This window comes from Luteibacter sp. NPDC104163 (assembly GCF_055584245.1).
The window spans coordinates 45563-59808 of record NZ_JBVJMK010000020.1 but is presented as its reverse complement, the minus strand read 5'-3'; the positions used below and the strand labels follow the sequence as shown (position 1 = coordinate 59808).

The 14246-nt window shown below is 66.9% G+C and carries 13 protein-coding genes; 4 read left to right on the top strand and 9 right to left on the bottom strand.

Annotation, left to right across the window (positions count from 1 at the left end):
* Positions 1-87: 87 nt before the first annotated feature.
* Complete coding sequence (folD, locus tag ACZ6YI_RS19095; protein ID WP_440327554.1) at positions 88-942, bottom strand: bifunctional methylenetetrahydrofolate dehydrogenase/methenyltetrahydrofolate cyclohydrolase FolD; 855 nt, start codon at positions 940-942, stop codon at positions 88-90.
* 50 nt (positions 943-992) lie between these two features.
* Here folD and ACZ6YI_RS19090 point away from each other — a divergent pair, with 50 nt between their 5' ends.
* Positions 993-1553, top strand: a complete 561-nt coding sequence (locus tag ACZ6YI_RS19090; protein WP_465780020.1) for a GNAT family N-acetyltransferase — start codon at positions 993-995, stop codon at positions 1551-1553.
* Positions 1554-1589: 36 nt separating this feature from the next.
* Here the strand turns inward: ACZ6YI_RS19090 and moeB are convergent, their stop codons facing one another.
* The 8 genes from moeB to ndk form a co-directional block, all read right to left on the bottom strand.
* The gene (gene moeB, locus ACZ6YI_RS19085) at positions 1590-2759 is read right to left on the bottom strand and encodes a molybdopterin-synthase adenylyltransferase MoeB (RefSeq protein WP_465780019.1); all 1170 of its coding nucleotides are present in this window, start codon (positions 2757-2759) and stop codon (positions 1590-1592) included.
* Positions 2760-2787: 28 nt separating this feature from the next.
* A complete protein-coding gene (der, locus tag ACZ6YI_RS19080) occupies positions 2788-4197 on the bottom strand; it encodes a ribosome biogenesis GTPase Der (protein WP_465780018.1) in 1410 nt (469 codons plus the stop codon).
* A gap of 26 nt (positions 4198-4223) precedes the next feature.
* The gene (gene bamB, locus ACZ6YI_RS19075; RefSeq protein WP_465780017.1) at positions 4224-5420 is read right to left on the bottom strand and encodes an outer membrane protein assembly factor BamB; all 1197 of its coding nucleotides are present in this window, start codon (positions 5418-5420) and stop codon (positions 4224-4226) included.
* Entirely contained in the window at positions 5417-6067 is a 651-nt protein-coding gene (locus ACZ6YI_RS19070) for a YfgM family protein (protein ID WP_465780016.1), read from the bottom strand. Before ACZ6YI_RS19070 ends, bamB begins: the two co-directional genes overlap by 4 nt.
* A gap of 130 nt (positions 6068-6197) precedes the next feature.
* Positions 6198-7169: a helix-turn-helix domain-containing protein gene (locus ACZ6YI_RS19065; protein WP_465780015.1), complete on the bottom strand. Its 972-nt coding sequence runs from the start codon at positions 7167-7169 to the stop codon at positions 6198-6200.
* An 89-nt stretch (positions 7170-7258) separates the two neighbouring features.
* Complete coding sequence (gene pilW / locus ACZ6YI_RS19060) at positions 7259-8044, bottom strand: type IV pilus biogenesis/stability protein PilW (protein WP_465780014.1); 786 nt, start codon at positions 8042-8044, stop codon at positions 7259-7261.
* Complete coding sequence (gene rlmN / locus ACZ6YI_RS19055; RefSeq protein WP_440327546.1) at positions 8034-9158, bottom strand: dual-specificity RNA methyltransferase RlmN; 1125 nt, start codon at positions 9156-9158, stop codon at positions 8034-8036. The genes pilW and rlmN overlap by 11 nt, the downstream gene beginning before the upstream one ends.
* Before the next feature lie 8 nt (positions 9159-9166).
* Positions 9167-9592 (bottom strand): nucleoside-diphosphate kinase, encoded by a 426-nt coding sequence (gene ndk / locus ACZ6YI_RS19050; RefSeq protein ID WP_247426371.1) that lies wholly within the window; start codon positions 9590-9592, stop codon positions 9167-9169.
* A 240-nt stretch (positions 9593-9832) separates the two neighbouring features.
* Between ndk and ACZ6YI_RS19045 the strand changes: the two genes are divergently transcribed.
* From ACZ6YI_RS19045 to ACZ6YI_RS19035, 3 genes are read left to right on the top strand one after another with little or no spacing between them, the layout of a single operon-like run.
* The gene (locus tag ACZ6YI_RS19045) at positions 9833-10498 is read left to right on the top strand and encodes a TetR/AcrR family transcriptional regulator (RefSeq protein WP_440327545.1); all 666 of its coding nucleotides are present in this window, start codon (positions 9833-9835) and stop codon (positions 10496-10498) included.
* A 32-nt stretch (positions 10499-10530) separates the two neighbouring features.
* Positions 10531-12900 (top strand): 3-hydroxyacyl-CoA dehydrogenase/enoyl-CoA hydratase family protein, encoded by a 2370-nt coding sequence (locus ACZ6YI_RS19040; RefSeq protein WP_440327544.1) that lies wholly within the window; start codon positions 10531-10533, stop codon positions 12898-12900.
* 12 nt (positions 12901-12912) lie between these two features.
* Positions 12913-14121 (top strand): acetyl-CoA C-acyltransferase, encoded by a 1209-nt coding sequence (locus ACZ6YI_RS19035; protein WP_440327543.1) that lies wholly within the window; start codon positions 12913-12915, stop codon positions 14119-14121.
* Positions 14122-14246: the final 125 nt, after the last annotated feature.

The following is a 14246-nucleotide window of genomic DNA, read 5'->3' as shown; positions in this document are numbered from 1 at the left end:
ACCCGGCCGTGGGAGCGCGCTTGCGCGCGATGGGGTCTGGTGGCGAGCACCCATCGCGCGCAAGCGCGCTCCCGCAAGGCCTGCGCTTCAGGCGTCGAGGGCTTCGGCGGCTTCCAGGGTGTTTTCCATCAGGGTCGCCACGGTCATCGGGCCGACACCGCCGGGTACCGGGGTGATCCACGAGGCGCGCTTCGCGGCCGGGGCGAACTCGACGTCGCCGACCAGGCGCCCGTCTTCCAGGCGGTTGATGCCTACGTCCACCACCACGGCGCCGTCCTTCACCCATTCGCCCTTTACGAGACCCGGCTTGCCGGCGGCCACGACGAGGATGTCGGCCTGGCGGACGAAGCTTTCGAGATCCTGCGTGAACTTATGGCAGCAAGTCACTGTGCAGCCAGCAATTAATAGCTCAAGCGCAAGCGGGCGGCCGACATGGTTCGAGACGCCGACGATCACGGCATGGCGGCCGCGCACGGGGCGATCCGTGTGGCCCAGCAGGGTCATGACGCCCTTCGGCGTGCACGGGCGCAGGCCGAAACGGCGCAGTGCCAGGCGGCCGACGTTCACCGCCTGGAAGCCATCGACGTCCTTGCGCGCGTCGATGCGGTCCACCAGCGCGTCTTCGTCAATGTGATCGGGCAGCGGCGACTGCACGAGGATGCCGTGCACCGCCGGATCGGCATTGAGGTTATCGATCAGCGCGAACAGCTCTTCCTGCGAGGTCTCGGCCGGCAGGTCGTAGCCGAACGATTCGAAGCCCACCTGCTGGCAGGCGCGGCGCTTGTTCTTGACGTACACCGCGGAGGCGGCGTCGTTGCCGACCAGCACCACCGCGAGACCGGGCTTGCGGCGACCTTCGGCGACGCGTTTGGCAACGCGTAGCGCGATGTGCTCCAGCAATTCGTGGGCGATGCGCTTGCCGTCGAGGATACGTGCCGTCATGGAAAGTTCGCCCTGCGAAAAGCGGTGCATTATCCGTGATTTAATGGGGAATGACCATTGATACCGTGCCCTACCCGCATGACCTGAGCGATGGCGTCGTCCGCCTGCGCGCCTACCGCGACGACGATGCCGAAGCCCTTGCGGAAGCGGTCCGGGAATCCGTGGGCACGGCGGGCCCATGGCTGGCCTGGGCTCGCGCGGACTACGACACCGCGACGGCGCAGGACTGGATCCGACTCTGCAAGCAGGCGTGGCTGCTCGGCGATGGCTTCGAGATGATCATCGTCGATGCGCAGACCGGCCGTTTCCTCGGCGGCATGGGCGTCAACCAGCGCCATCGCGAGCACCGGTTCGCGAACCTAGGTTATTGGGTGCGCGAGTCGGAACACGGCAAGGGCATCGTGACCCGCGCGGGGAAGCTTGCCCTGCCCTGGGCGTTTGATGTCGTGGGTGTCACGCGAGTGGAAATCGTGGCGGCGCAAGACAACCTGCCGAGCCGGAAAGCCGCCGAGCGTATCGGAGGTAGTTTCGAAGGAATGTTGCGTAACCGATTGGTAATCAACGATAAGCCAGTCGATGCAGCCATGTACTCCGTCATCCCGCCGTTGTAGAAGCGCGCTCCCACAGCACCATCCCACAGCGTGCTCCTACAGCGCGGCAGCGCACATGTGTTCCAGGTCGGTGTAGCCGTTGAACACCGCATCGGGGCCGCAGCCGGGACAGGCGGGATCACGGCGCAGGGTCAGCTCGCGGAAGCGCATGCCCAGCGCGTCATAGGTGAGCAGGCGGCCGACCAGTGGCTGGCCGATGCCGAGGAGCAGCTTGAGGGCCTCGGTGGCCTGGACCAGCCCGAGCACCCCGGGGAGCACGCCGAGTACGCCGGCTTCGGCGCAGTTCGGCGCATCGGCCGCCGCGGGCGGTTCGGGGAACAGGCAGCGATAGCATGGCGACTCATCGAGCCGCGGATCGAACACGCTGGCCTGGCCGGTGAAACGCTCGATCGCGGCGTAGACCATGGGGATGCCCAGCCGGCGCGTCGCCGCGGCCAGCAGGTAGCGTGTCGCGAAGTTGTCGGCGCCGTCGATCACCACGTCGTGGTCGCGGATCAGGGCCTCGACGTTCTCCGCGCGCAGGCGCTCGGTAACCACCCGCACCTCGACCCGCGGATTCAGGGCCAGCAAGGCCATCCGGGCCGAATCGGCCTTGCCCATCCCTACCCGCGCATCGGCGTGGACGACCTGACGGTGCAGGTTCGATCGCTCCACCCGATCGTCATCGATGATGGTGATATGGCCGACACCCGCCGCCGCCAGGTAAAGCAGTGCCGGGGCGCCAAGGCCGCCGGCACCGATGACCACGATGCGCGCGGCGGCAAGCTTTGCCTGCCCGGCTTCACCCACCTGCGGCAGGAGGATCTGGCGGCTGTAACGCTCGGCCGCGTCGCTATCCAGGGCACCGGCACTCACCGGGAGGCCGGCTGCCTTCCAGGCGGCCATGCCGCCCGCCACGGAGTGCACCCGGCGATAACCCATGCGCTGCAATGCCTCGCCCGCCAGCAGCGAGCGCTGGCCGCTCCCACACAGAAGGAGCACATCGCGATCCCGATCGGGCTCGACCTGCTCGATACGCAATTCGAGGAAGCCACGCGAGAGTCCGACCGCACCCTCCGGTGAACCGGTGGCACGCTCGTTATCCTCGCGTACGTCGATCAGCAGCGCGCCGCCAAGCTGGCGGGCCAGCGCGTCGGCGGCCGTGGTTTCGGGCACGCGCTGGCGCAGGTCGTTCAACCAGCGCTCGCGATCAAGGCCTTCGGTCATGCGGGCACCCCCGGCAGGTGCGGCGCGGTTATTTCTCGCGCCGCTTCGCGTTGCGGATCATGCGCTGGCGGCTGCGGGCCTGGCTTGCCGTCAGCACGTTTTTCTTGCCGGCGAACGGGTTTTCACCGTCGCGGAAGTCGATGCGGATCGGGGTGCCTTCCAGCTTGTAGCGCGTGCGGAAGAAGTTCTCGAGATAACGGCGGTACGCCGGCGCGATGTGCTTCGTTCGGCTGCCGTGGATGACGATCGTCGGCGGGTTGTTGCCGCCCGGGTGCGCATAGCGCAGCTTGGGCGCGTGGCCGCGAACCAGCGGCGGCTGGTACGACTCGTAGGCCTTCTCCAGCGCGCGGGTCAGGTCGCTGGCCGTGAGTTCCTTGGTGGCGGCCGCGTGGGCACGCACCACGGAACGCATCAGTTCACGCATGCCCGAACCGTGCAGCGCCGAAATGAATACGATCTTCGCCCAGCTGGCGAACTGCAGGCGGCGCTCCAGCGCCTTCACCGTCTGGTCGCGCTGGTAGGCATCGAGGCCGTCCCACTTGTTGACGGCGATGACGAGCGCGCGACCTTCTTCGATGACATGGCCGATCAGGGTGAGGTCCTGGTCGGCGAGGTTCTCGCGCGCATCAATCATCAGCACGGTGATCTGCGCCGCGGAGATCGACTGCAGCGTCTTGATGACGCTGAATTTCTCCACCGCCTCCTCGACGCGCGCCTTGCGGCGGACGCCCGCGGTGTCGATCAGCGTGAACCGCCGGCCATCCCGCTCCAGCGCCACGCGAATCGGATCGCGCGTGGTGCCGGCCAGGTCGGACACGATGAGGCGGTCCTCACCGAGCAGGCGGTTGATCAGGGTGGACTTGCCGGCGTTCGGGCGGCCGACGATGGCCACGCGGATGCCCTGCTCTTCCAGCGACGGACGACCTTCGCCTTCCTCGTCTTCATCGACGGGCAGGTGCGGCATGGCGTGCGCTACCAGTACATCGACGCCGCGATTGTGCGCGGCCGACATCGGCAGCGTTTCGGCGACACCGAACCGGGCGAACTCGCCCATGACGGACGGCTCGTCGGTGCCATCGGTCTTGTTGACCACGACGACGATCGGCTTGCCGCTGCGGCGGAGCTCGCTGAGGATCGAGGCATCGAGCGGGAGGATGCCATCACGGGCATCCACCACGAAGACGAGCAGGTTCGCCTCGGCAATGGCGAGACGAACCTGCTGCGCGGTCAGGCCTTCGATGCCTTCGTCGCTGCCGGAGAGGCCACCCGTATCGACGACCACGAACGGGCGCTCGCCAAGATGGCAGACGCCGTAGTGGCGATCACGGGTGACGCCGGGCATATCGGCGACGAGGGCGTCCCTGCTACGCGTCAGCGCATTGAATAGGGTCGACTTACCGACGTTGGGGCGGCCGACCAGGGCGATGACGGGCAACATGGGGAAAGCTAAGGTCCTTCAGTGAATCAATGGGCGACGCGGTACGCGCCGACGTGGCCTTCCACGTCTTCCACGTACACGGTATCGCCGGAAACGACGGGCTGCGAACGGATGGCCTTCTTCGACAGGCGCTCACGACCGACGATCTTGCCGTCGGTGCCGTTAAGCCAGTGGATGTGGCCATCGAGATCGCCCACCACCACATAGTTGCCCTGGGCGGACGGGGCCGAAACCCAGCGCCACTTCAGTGCATCCTGCTTCCAGATGTTGGCACCGCTGCTCTTGTCGAAGGCGAACACCTGCGAGGTGTCGTCCACGCCGTAGAGCGAGTTGTCGTGCACGTCGAGCGAAGTGAACGTCGAGAACTTGTGGTTCCACAGCGGACGGCCGCTGGGGCCATCGAACGCGGCGATGTCGCCGTGGTACGCGCCACCGTAAAGGGTGGTGCCGTCCAGGACGATGGCGCCATCGGCGTCATTCAGGCGATCGATCTCGGTACGGCCTTCGCCGCTGGCGAGGGTCTGCTCCCAGAGCTTTTCGCCGTTATCGAGGCGGATGGCGACCAGCTTGCCGGCATCGCTGCCCATGAACACCACGCCGTTCGCGACGAGCAGGCGGCCGTTGCCGCGCAGGCTGAGCAGCGGGACCTGGGACTGGTCGTAGACCCAGCGACGCTCGCCGGTCTTCGCATCCAGGCCGTAGACGCGGCCATCGTTGCAGCGGACCACGACGAGGTCGGCGGTAACGACCGGGGCCGTCACGACCTCGGACGAGACCTCGGCGGCCCAGCGGCGCTCGCCATCCTTCGCGTTCATGGCGTAGACGTGGCCATCGAGCGTACCGACGGCGGCGAGGTCACCCGCCACGCCCGGGCCACCCGAGAAGCGCGCATCTTCGCGCTTGGCATCACCCCAGCCGAACCAGCCGTGCTGGCGGATGCTCTTCGACCACAGGGTCTTGCCGGTATTCGCGTCGAACGCGGCCATCTTGCCGTCGGTGCTGGCGGCGTACACGACGCCATCGACCACGGCCGGACGCATGCGGATGCCGGATTCGGCGGCGCCGTCACCGACGCTGTTCTTCCACAGGCGCTCCACCTTGATGGACGGCTCGAACTTCTTGTCGAGCGGGGTCGGCGGTTCGACGTTTTCCTTCTTGAACGAATGGCAGCCGGCCACGGCGGCCAGTGAGGAGGTCAACGCGATTGCCCAGAAACGTTTCATGCACCCTGCTTCCCGGCCACGGCCAGATCATCGAGTTTGGTTTGAACCACACCGCGCTGCGGTGCGCTGTTGCCCATGGCGGCGATCGCCGCCTGGTAGGCCTTGCGAGCGTCGTCCTGGCGTCCCAGCTTGACCAGCACGTCGCCGCGGAGTTCCTCGGTGGAGGCCGAAAAGCCCTTGCCGTTGAGCGCATCGAGCGCGGCGAGCGCTTCCTGCGGCTTGCCCTGGGCGGCCTTCAGCTGCGCCACGCGCAGGCCGACGAGGGTCTTGAGGGTGTCATCCTTCGCATGGGCCTGGGCCCAGTCGAGGTCGCCCGCGGCCTTGTCGTACTGCGCGGCCATGACGTTGCGCTGCGCGCGCTCGCCGGCGGCGAACACGGCCCACGCCGTATCCGAGTACTCCTTCATCAGGGTCTCGGTGCGGACATCGGCTTCGCTGGTCTTGTTGGCGGCGTCGGCCGCCTGGAGGGCGCCGTATTCGTTGGCGGCGGCCTGCTCATGGCCGGCGCGGTGCGACTTCCACTGCTGCCAGCCAAAGATCAGCACCAGGCCGAGGGCGATGCCGACGGCGATGCTTACGCCGTTCTTGCGGAGCCACTGCTGGACGCGTTCGCCCTGTTCGTAATCGTCGTAAACGTCGAATGCCATGCAATCACCCACTGCGCACCGGGCGCAGCAAACCTTGGAAGAAACGGGCCCACGCCGGCCGTCCGGGGACGGCCGCGCGGATCAATAGGCAAGGATACCCGAAAAGCGCCGCGAGGCGGCGCCGGGTCAATCAGTAGGCGACCGGCGAGGCCTTGCCATCACGCACATCGACGCGGAAGCGGGCGACGTTGGCGCGGCGGAAGGTTTCGATCTGCACGGGCTGGCCATCGACCGACGCCTGGGCGCCGTTCGCGTTGCCGATGCGCACATCGAGCGCGGAATCGCTGTGGTACGACTTCTGCGTGCCGGCGGGCAGGATGCCGTATTCCAGGCGCTGGCCGGCGGCATCGGTGACTTCCACCCAGCTCGCCGAAGGCAGGTTCAGCGTGAGGTCGTGCCCACCCTGGCCGGAGGTCACCGCGGCGGGTGCGGCCGCACTGGTCGCCAGCGGGGTCTTCGTCGCGCTGTGGTCGAGCGGCGGGAACATGGCCATGCTGGCCAGCACCGGCTGCTGGTCTTCCGGGCGGGCTTCCGCAGGGGCCGCGGCCTGTGCGGGTGCCGCCGATGCGACGAGCGCGCCGCTGCTGGAGGCAGCGGCCGGCGCATCCTGCTGGGCCACGGGCGCGGCATCCAGCGGGGCAAGGCGCGGCATGTCACGATCGAGCGTGCCACGCACGCCCAGCCACACCATGGGCACCACGATGATCGCCGTCAGGACCACGTAGGTCGCCGCGGTGACATAGCGCTCGAGCAGGTAGCGCGAATGCGAGACGCCGCCGGTGACGACGAGGTCGGGCTGGCGCGGAGCCAGGCGGCCGAGCTCGGCCTGGATGGCGTCCTCGTCCACGCCGACATGGCGACCGTATTTGGTGAGGTAACCGCTCAGGTACACCTGGTAGTCGATACCGCCGTACTCGCCGGCCTCGAGCTGGCGCAGCAGGCGCACGGGCAGGCGCAGGGCCTGGCCGCAGGCTTCGACCGTATAGCCCCGGGCCTCGCGCGCCGCGCGCAGCCGGGCACCGAAGTGGCCCTCCTGCGAGGGGGCGTGGTCGATCAGGACGCGGCCACCATCGGTGGCCTGGGAATCAGTCTGCGGGTCCATGGCGTCCTCCCTGTTCACAAAGGGCTCGATGCCGGCGAACAGATCCTGTTCGCGTCCGTCCCGACCGTTGGAATTCGACGATGCAGTGGTCATTGACGTGCAGTGGCTTCGAGTGCGTGCGCGGGTTCCGAATCCGGGAACTTTTCACGCAGGCGTTTGGCATAGTCCTGGGCAACCTCCCCGTTGCCCAGACGGAGCTCGATATCGTGACCGAGCTTCAACGCATCCGGGCTGCTCACGCCCAGCGCGTCGAAACGCTGGAGGAATGCGCGGGCCCGGAATGCATCGTTCTTAAGGTACAACACGTTCGCCATCTGATACAGGGCGTCCGGGTTTCGCGGATTACGCTCGAGCGCCTTGCGGAAGTACGCCTCGGCCCCGTCGTAATCCTTCGCTTTCAGTTCGCACGTGCCGGCGTTCGACAGGGCCAGGTCGGGCGTACCGTAGAACGGATCGGCCAGGGCACGGTCGAAGTACGGCTTGGCATCCCCGGCGCGCCCCTGCTTGCAGAGGAACACGGCGAGGTTGTTGTTGGGGTCGCCCTTCTTCGGGTCGAGTTCCACCGCCTTGCGGTACTGCAGCTCGGCGTTGGCAGGATCGTTGATGCGCTCGTAGAGCACGCCCAGCACGGTGTGTGCCGGGGCGTAGGTGGGATCGAACTGGACCGCCTTGTTCAGCTTGCCCATGGCCCCTTCCAGGTTGCCCTGCTCCATGTACTTGGTGCCAAGCTCGGTATGGACCTCAGCGCCATGCCGGCGCTCGTCCGCCTTGGAGTCCGGCTTGAGGTTGGCCCCCGGACCGTCTCCCCCGGTCGTCACGCAACCGGCGCACGCCATCGCGAGCGCCGCCAGCATCCCCCACCGCTCAAGCCGCATTCACAACCCCTTCTTCGAGCTTCTTGCGGAACTCCGCCTGCCGGCGCGTACGATCGACCACCTGCCCCTTCAGCTGGCCGCAGGCGGCATCGATATCGTCGCCGCGCGTGCGGCGGAGCATGGTAAGCACCCCGGCGTTCAACAGCTGCGTCTGGAACGCGCGGATCTCCTCCGGCTCCGAGCGTTCGAAACGCGTGCCCGGGAACGGATTGAACGGGATAAGGTTGACCTTGTTATTACCGGGCAGGCGGCGCATGAACTTGATCAGCTGGCGCGCGTGTTCCGGGCGGTCGTTCACGCCCTTCATCAGCGTGTATTCGAACGTGATGGTGGTACGCGGCGCCCGGCGGATGTAGCGCTCGCAGGCCCCGGCCAGCTCGGCCAGGTTGTAGCGCTTGTTCAGCGGGACCAGCTCGGTACGCAGCTCGTCGTTGGCGGCGTGCAGCGAGACCGCCAGCGACACGTCGCTTTCGGCCGACAGCCGGTCGATCATCGGCACCAGGCCGGCGGTGGAGAGCGTGACGCGCTTGCTGGCCAGGCCGAAGCCCAGGTCGTCGCGCATCAGGCTCATGGCCTTCACCACGTTATCGAAATTGAGCAACGGCTCGCCCATGCCCATCATCACCACGTTGGTGATGCGGCGCTGCTGGTGCGTGACGTTGCCCAGGAATTTGGCCGCGACCCACATCTGGCCGATGATTTCGGCCGTCGAGAGGTTGCGCGAGAAGCCCTGGGTCGCCGTGGAGCAGAACTGGCAGTTCAGGGCGCAACCCACCTGCGAGGACACGCAGAGCGTGCCGCGGGTGGGTTCCGGGATATACACGGTTTCGATGGCGTTACCGCCATCCATGCCGAGCAGCCACTTGTGGGTGCCATCCACCGCGCCTTTTTCAAAGACGGTGGATGGCGGCCCGATATAACAGGTGGCATTGAGCTTTTCGCGAAGCGCCTTGCCGACATCGGTCATCGCCTCGAAATTGCTTTCAAGACGGTGGTAGATCCACTTCATGACCTGGTCCGCGCGATACGGCTTCTCGCCAATGCTGGCGAAGAAATCGCGCAGCCCCTGGCGGTCGAAGTCGAGCAGGTTGACCTTGTCGGCAGGCGTATTCACGGCAGTTCTCAGTGCGAAACGACGTCCGAGTCGTTAAAGAAGTACTTGATCTCGTTGGCGGCGTTCTCGAGCGAATCCGAGCCGTGCACGGCATTGGCGTCGATCGATTCGGCGAAGTCGGCGCGGATGGTGCCGGCGGCCGCTTCCTTCGGGTTGGTGGCGCCCATGAGGTCACGGTTCTTCAGGACCGCGCCTTCGCCTTCCAGCGCCTGGATCATCACCGGGCCGGAGATCATGAACTCGACCAGGGCGCCGAAGAACGGACGCTCCTTGTGCACTGCGTAGAAGCCTTCGGCCTCTTCGCGGGTCAGCTGCTTCATCTTGGCGGCGACGATCTTGAGGCCGGCCTTTTCAAAGCGGGCCAGGATTTCACCGATGACGTTCTTCTTGACGGCATCGGGCTTGATGATCGAAAGGGTGCGCTCCAGCGCCATACGGGTACTCCGGGAAGGGTAGGAATAAACAAAGCATGCCGGACCCCGCGAGGGCGCCCGGTGAAAGTTTGAAGGCAAAGCCGTCAGGAATGACTGACTTAGCTCACGAATTCTTGACGGATTCTAGCTCATCCGAAACCCAATTGCAGGCTTGTGCGGCGCACATTGACCACCAAATAAGGGCAGGCGTATTCTCAAACGATCGTTTGATTCAAACTGACCCCGCCGGAGTGGCCCGCCATGACCCCTGCCCCCTACGCCTCACGTGAGCGCAGTACGAAGGAACGGATCCTGGGTGCGGCCGAAGCCCTGTTCGCGACCCATGGATTCGCCGGGGCCTCCCTGCGCCAGGTCACCGCCGCTGCCAGGGTGAACCTGGCCGCCGTGAACTACCACTTCGGCTCCAAGGACAAGCTGATCGAGGAGGTGTTCCGCCGCCGCCTGGACGAGCTGAACAGCCGCCGCCTGGCCGCCCTGCACCGCCTGGCCGGCAAGGACGACACCACCCTCGAGGACGTCCTCGACGCCTACATCCGCCCGGCACTGGACCTCTCCCGTACCGATGGCGGCGGCGCGGCCTTCGTCCGCGTCCTGGCCCGGGCCTATGCCGAGCATAACGAGACGCTGCGCCGGTTCCTTTCGGAGAACTACGGCCACATCCTGCGCCAGTTCGCCACCGAGTTCGGCCGCCTGCTGCCCGGCCTGGCCAAGGAAGACATCTACTGGCGCCTGGATATCGTCACCGGCGCCCTGACCTACGCCATGGCCGACTTCGGCATCATCCAGCGCAAGAGCGACGTCGCCGAGCGCGACCACCGCGAAACCGCCGCCGAGCACCTGATCCGCTTCGCCGCGGCCGGCATGCGCAACCCATCCGTTTCGAACGCTCCGGCCAGCCCGCGCTGACCGGAACGACTATTTGCACCCTGGAGATCACCATGACCGCAACACCGCTACGCATTCGCAAGGCCGCGGTACTCGGCGCCGGCGTCATGGGCGCGCAGATTGCCGCGCACCTGACGAACGCCAACGTGGAAACCGTCCTGTTCGACCTGCCCGCCAAGGAAGGTCCGAAGAGCGGCATCGCCCTCAAGGCCATCGCCAACCTGGCCAAGCTCTCGCCGGCCCCGCTGGCCGAGAAGAGCCTGGGCGCGGCCATCATCCCGGCGAACTACGAGGATGACCTGGGCCAGCTCGCCGACGTGGACCTGGTCATCGAAGCCATCGCCGAGCGGATGGACTGGAAGCTGGATCTCTACACGAAGATCGCTCCGCACGTCTCGAAGACCGCCGTCCTCGCCAGCAACACCTCGGGCCTGTCGATCAATGGCCTCGCCGAAGCGCTGCCGGAACAGCTCCGCCACCGCTTTACCGGCGTGCATTTCTTCAACCCGCCGCGCTACATGCACCTGGTCGAGCTGATCCCGACGAAGCTCACCGATACGGCCGTGCTCGAAGGCCTCGAGGCCTTCCTGACCACCACGCTCGGCAAGGGCGTCGTCTACGCAAAGGACACCCCGAACTTCATCGGCAACCGCATCGGCGTGTTCTCGATGCTGTCGACGATGTTCCACACCGAACAGTTCGGCCTGGGCTTCGACACCGTCGATGCGCTGACCGGCCCGGCGATCGGCCGCCCGAAGAGCGCCACCTTCCGCACCGCGGATGTCGTGGGCCTGGATACGCTCGCCCACGTGGTGAAGACCATGGGCGATACCCTGCCGGATGATCCCTGGCACAAGTACTTCCAGCCGCCGGTGTGGCTGAAGGGCCTGATCGACAAGGGTGCGCTGGGCCAGAAGACCGGTGCCGGCTTCTACCGCAAGGCCGGCAAGGACATCGTGGTACTGGACCTGCAGAAGCAGGACTACCGCCCGTCCGAGGGCAAGCCCTCCGATGAGGTCGCCGCCATCCTGGCCATCAAGGATCCGGCCGAGAAGTTCGGCAAGCTGCGCGCCTCGTCCGATCCGCAGGCGCAGTTCCTGTGGGCGGTGTTCCGCGACCTCTTCCATTACACGGCCTTCCACCTGGCGGATATCGCCGAGACCGCGCGCGATGTCGACTTCGCCATCCGCTGGGGTTACGGCTGGAAGCTCGGTCCGTTCGAGCTGTGGCAGGCCGCTGGCTGGCAGCAGGTCGCCGGCTGGATCGCGGAAGACATCGCCGCCGGCAAGACGATGAGCAGCGCGCCGCTGCCCGCATGGGTCACCGATGGCCGCAACGGGGTGCACGGCAAGGCCGGCTCGTACTCGGCCAGCGCCAACGCCGAGAAGCCGCGCTCCTCGCACCCGGTCTATGCCCGCCAGGCGTTCCCGGATCCGATCCTGGGCGAGAAGTTCGACCAGGGCACGACGGTGTGGGAAAACGATGGCGTGCGCCTGTGGACGCAGGGCGACGGCATCGGCGTCATCTCGTTCAAGACCAAGATGAACACGGTGAACGACCACGTGCTCGATGGCATCCAGCATGCGATCGGCCTGGCGGAACAGCAGTTCCGCGGCGTGGTGCTGTGGCAGCCGAACGAGCCGTTCTCGGCCGGCGCCGACCTCAAGGGTGCGCTGGGCCTGCTCCAGGCTGGCAAGCTCGCCGAGTTCGAGGCCATGGTCGCGAACTTCCAGGCCACCAGCATGGCGATCAAGTACTCGCTGGTGCCGGTCGTGGCCGCGGTGCGCGGCCTGGCCCTTGGCGGCGGCTGTGAGTTCCAGATGCACTCCGCACGCACCGTTGCGGCGCTGGAGAGCTACATCGGCCTCGTCGAGGCTGGCGTCGGCCTGCTGCCGGCGGGTGGCGGCCTGAAGGAACTCGCCGTCCGCGCAGCGCAGCAGAACCCGGAAGACCCGTTCGAATACCTCAAGAAGGTGTTCGAGACCGTGGCTATGGCCAAGGTCTCGACCAGCGCGCTGGAAGCGAAGACGCTCGGCCTGCTGCGCAAGGAAGACATCGTGGTCTTCAACGCCTACGAACTGCTGCACGTGGCCAAGGCCCAGGCGCTTGCCATGGCGGAATCGGGCTACCGCCCGCCGATGCCGGCACGTGCCATTCCCGCTGCCGGCGACACCAGCACGGCGACGTTCAAGGCCAGCCTTGCCAACATGGCCGAGGGCTACTTCGCCTCGCCGCACGACATCAACATCGCCAGCCGCATCGCCGACACGCTGTCGGGCGGCCCGATCGAGCGCGGCTCGGCCGTGGATGAGGAGTGGCTGCTCGCGCTGGAACGCAAGCATTTCGTCGAGCTGGCCCAGACCGAAAAGACCCAGGCCCGCATCGCCCACACGATGACGACCGGCAAGCCGCTGCGTAACTGAGGAAAGCATTCCATGAGCAAGCAAGTGCAAGATGCCTACATCGTCGCCGCCACCCGTACCCCGGTAGGCAAGGCGCCGCGCGGCGTGTTCCGTAATACCCGTCCCGACGACCTGCTCGCCCACGTCATCCGTGCGGTGATGGAGCAGGCGCCGGGCATCGACCCGGCCCTGATCGCCGACGCGATCATCGGCTGCGCCATGCCGGAAGCCGAGCAAGGCATGAACGTGGCGCGCATCGGCGTGCTGCTGGCCGGCCTGCCGGAACAGGTCCCCGGCGTCACCATCAACCGCTTCTGCTCATCGGGCGTGCAGGCCATCGCCATGGCCGCCGACCGCATCCGCCTGGGTGAAGCCGACCTGATGCTCGCCGGCGGTACCGAGTCGATGAGCATGGTGCCGATGATGGGCCACAAGATCGCCATGAACCCGGCGATCTTCGAGAACGACGAAAACCGCGCGATCGCCTTCGGCATGGGCATCACCGCAGAGAAGGTCGCCGAACGCTGGAAGGTCAGCCGCGAGGACCAGGATGCGTTCGCCCTGCAATCGCACCAGAAGGCGCTCGCCGCCATCCAGAACGGCGAGTTCAAGGACGAGATCACCCCGTTCCAGCTCGACGACCGCTACCCGGACCTGAAGAACCGCACGGTGAAGGAAGACCGCCGGATCATTTCGATCGACGAAGGCCCGCGCGCCGATACGTCGCTCGAGGTGCTCGGCAAGCTGCGCCCGGTGTTCCGCAACGGCCAGTTCGGCGGCTCGGTCACCGCGGGTAATTCCTCGCAGATGTCCGACGGTGCCGGCGCGCTGCTGCTGGCTTCGGAAAAGGCCATCAAGGATTACGGCCTGACCCCGCTCGCCCGCTTCGTCGGCTTCTCCGTCGCTGGCGTCGCCCCGGACATCATGGGCATTGGCCCGAAGGAAGCGATCCCGAAGGCGCTGAAGCAGACCGGCATCAGCCAGGACCAGCTCGACTGGATCGAGCTCAACGAGGCGTTCGCCGCCCAGGCCCTCGCGGTCATCCGTGACCTCGGCCTGGATCCGTCGAAGGTGAACCCGCTGGGCGGCGCCATCGCCCTCGGCCACCCGCTCGGTGCCACCGGCGCCATCCGCGCCGCGACGCTGATCCACGGCCTGCGCCGCCGCAAGCAGAAGTACGGCATGGTCACCATGTGCATCGGCACCGGCATGGGCGCGGCCGGCGTGTTCGAAGCGCTGTAACGGACTGCTGCGTCGTGGGGGCGGGGGGGGGGGCGCGGGGGGGGGGCCCCCACCCCCCCCCCCCCCCCCCCCGCCCCCCCCCCCCCCCCGGGGGGCCCAGGGGGCCCCCCGTAACCACACCCCCC

Excerpts from the sequence above, each read along its gene's own strand:
- ACZ6YI_RS19045 (WP_440327545.1), top strand. The coding sequence starts at position 9,833 with ATGACCCCTGCCCCCTACGCCTCACGTGAGCGCAGTACGAAGGAACGG.
- moeB (WP_465780019.1), bottom strand. The coding sequence starts at position 2,759 with ATGACCGAAGGCCTTGATCGCGAGCGCTGGTTGAACGACCTGCGCCAG.
- folD (WP_440327554.1), bottom strand. The coding sequence starts at position 942 with ATGACGGCACGTATCCTCGACGGCAAGCGCATCGCCCACGAATTGCTG.
- bamB (WP_465780017.1), bottom strand. The coding sequence starts at position 5,420 with ATGAAACGTTTCTGGGCAATCGCGTTGACCTCCTCACTGGCCGCCGTG.
- ndk (WP_247426371.1), bottom strand. The coding sequence starts at position 9,592 with ATGGCGCTGGAGCGCACCCTTTCGATCATCAAGCCCGATGCCGTCAAG.
- ACZ6YI_RS19035 (WP_440327543.1), top strand. The coding sequence starts at position 12,913 with ATGAGCAAGCAAGTGCAAGATGCCTACATCGTCGCCGCCACCCGTACC.
- der (WP_465780018.1), bottom strand. The coding sequence starts at position 4,197 with ATGTTGCCCGTCATCGCCCTGGTCGGCCGCCCCAACGTCGGTAAGTCG.
- ACZ6YI_RS19090 (WP_465780020.1), top strand. The coding sequence starts at position 993 with ATGACCATTGATACCGTGCCCTACCCGCATGACCTGAGCGATGGCGTC.
- ACZ6YI_RS19070 (WP_465780016.1), bottom strand. The coding sequence starts at position 6,067 with ATGGCATTCGACGTTTACGACGATTACGAACAGGGCGAACGCGTCCAG.
- pilW (WP_465780014.1), bottom strand. The coding sequence starts at position 8,044 with ATGCGGCTTGAGCGGTGGGGGATGCTGGCGGCGCTCGCGATGGCGTGC.
- ACZ6YI_RS19065 (WP_465780015.1), bottom strand. The coding sequence starts at position 7,169 with ATGGACCCGCAGACTGATTCCCAGGCCACCGATGGTGGCCGCGTCCTG.
- ACZ6YI_RS19040 (WP_440327544.1), top strand. The coding sequence starts at position 10,531 with ATGACCGCAACACCGCTACGCATTCGCAAGGCCGCGGTACTCGGCGCC.